The organism is Streptococcus cristatus, from assembly GCF_001578775.1.
GTDB classification, from domain to species: Bacteria; Bacillota; Bacilli; order Lactobacillales; family Streptococcaceae; genus Streptococcus; species Streptococcus cristatus_A.
Genome location: NZ_KQ969062.1, coordinates 1,094,721 through 1,096,553, shown reverse-complemented (window position 1 = coordinate 1,096,553; position 1,833 = coordinate 1,094,721). Strand labels below are relative to the sequence as shown.

The following is a 1,833-nucleotide window of genomic DNA, read 5'->3' as shown; positions in this document are numbered from 1 at the left end:
AGCAAGACTAGACTTAAAGCTATCAAAACTTTTTTGATCTTCATTTCAACTCCTTAACCAGTTTAGTAATCATTCAAAGAAAGAACTATTTTCAAAACATTCTTTCCCAAGAATTGCTTTAAAAAATAGTTTTTTATTAACCGGTTTATTAACTAGTTAAGATAATACTCCTTTTTATTTTTTCTGTCAAGAAGGAAGTTTGAATTTTTTCAAAAATTTTCCAGCCCTTCATCCAATTAAAAAAAAGCCACAAACGTGACTTTGAGAAATCGATATCTAGATTTTGCTATTTTATAGAAAGGACTAGTGTTCACTATCCTTACTATTGGCTCGAATTTCTTCCAACATTTTGGCTTCTTCGGCTGTACATTCATAGTTTTCCAGCAAGTCTGGACGGCGCTCATAGGTTTTTTTCAGACTTTCATAAAGACGCCACTTGCGGATATTCTCGTGGTGCCCACTCATGAGCACTTCTGGAACGACCATGCCCCGATAGTCATAAGGACGAGTGTATTGAGGATACTCCAAGAGTCCAGACGAAAAGCTGTCATCCGTGTGACTGACTTCCTTGCCAATAACCTCTGGAATCAGGCGAACTGTTGCATCAATCATGGTCATAGCCGCCAATTCTCCTCCGGTCAGGACATAGTCACCCAGCGAGATCTCATCTGTCACTAAAGTCTTGATCCGCTCATCATAGCCTTCGTAATGGCCACAGATGAAGATGAGTTCCTCTTCCTTGGCCAGCTCCTCAGCATAGGATTGGTCAAATGTCCGACCAGCAGGATCCAGCAAAATCACGCGCGGCTGCTTCTTTTCAATGGCATCATATGCATCAAAAATAGGCTGAGCCCGCAGCAGCATACCCTGACCTCCACCGTAAGGCTCGTCATCTACATGCCGAGATTTTTCCGCATTTTCGCGAAAATTGTGGTAGTTGATTTCCAAGAGGCCTTTTTCTCGCGCCTTGCCCACAATCGAGTGCTCCAAGGGCGCAAACATCTCCGGAAAGAGGGTCAAAATATCAATCTTCATCGTCCAGTCCTTCCGGTATCTCTACATCAACCCGGCCTTGCTCGATGTCAATGCTTAGCACTACTGGCGGAATGTACGGCAACAGCAAATCACGTTTACCTTTACGTTTGACCACCCAAACATCATTGGCGCCTGGCTGGAGAATCTCCTTAATCGTACCTAGCAGAACATCATTTTCATAGACTTCAAGGCCGATGATTTCATGGTAGTAAAATTCCCCATCTTCCAAATCAGCCAAGTCTTCTTCGGCTACTTTCAGACTAAAGTCACGAAATTTCTCGATGTCATTGATATGATACATGCCCTTGAACTTGATGATATCAAAGTTCTTGGCCTTGCGGTGGCTGGCAATTTCCACGTCCATGACAAACTGGTCTTTCTTATCGAAAAGAGCCAGTTTATTGCCTTTTTTAAAACGCTCCTCTGCAAAATCTGTCACCGATAAAACTCGCATCTCACCTTGCAGACCTTGGGTATTGACGATTTTACCAACATTAAAATAATTCATTTTTACTCCAGTTAATCTTTTTACTATTCGTTTTATTGTATCATTTTGCTGGCTTTTTCTCAAGACAGGCCGCTGGCTCAGACAGCAGAAAAGCCTATAAGTCAATGCCCTTTTCTCTGAGATTTTGTAGGCATTCCTCATAGTAAGCCGCGTCATGCTCGGGGTAAATAGGGCTCGCCACAGCCACTTCTTCCAGATGCACATAGGCTGGACAAGTCTTGCCACGATAGTCCCTCTCCAGCCACTCTGGAGACACACGATAACCTCGCTTGCTCATCTCCTCCATAATC

Annotated in this window: 2 protein-coding genes and 1 pseudogene; all 3 read right to left on the bottom strand. The window is 43.1% G+C overall.

Translation table 11 applies throughout. From position 1 onward, the window contains the following. Positions 1-303: 303 nt before the first annotated feature. Complete coding sequence (gene trmD, locus SCRDD08_RS05505; protein WP_061422771.1) at positions 304-1,035, bottom strand: tRNA (guanosine(37)-N1)-methyltransferase TrmD; 732 nt, start codon at positions 1,033-1,035, stop codon at positions 304-306. Beyond that, on the bottom strand, positions 1,025-1,543 hold the full coding sequence (gene rimM, locus SCRDD08_RS05500) for a ribosome maturation factor RimM (RefSeq protein WP_061422770.1): 519 nt from the start codon (positions 1,541-1,543) through the stop codon (positions 1,025-1,027). The genes trmD and rimM overlap by 11 nt, the downstream gene beginning before the upstream one ends. 94 nt (positions 1,544-1,637) lie before the next feature. After that, positions 1,638-1,833: pseudogene (locus SCRDD08_RS05495) on the bottom strand (TIGR02328 family protein); the annotation flags it as partial.

Bases quoted from the DNA above. Each gene is read 5' to 3' on its own strand.
- rimM (WP_061422770.1), bottom strand. From the start codon at position 1,543: ATGAATTATTTTAATGTTGGTAAAATCGTCAATACCCAAGGTCTGCAA.
- trmD (WP_061422771.1), bottom strand. From the start codon at position 1,035: ATGAAGATTGATATTTTGACCCTCTTTCCGGAGATGTTTGCGCCCTTG.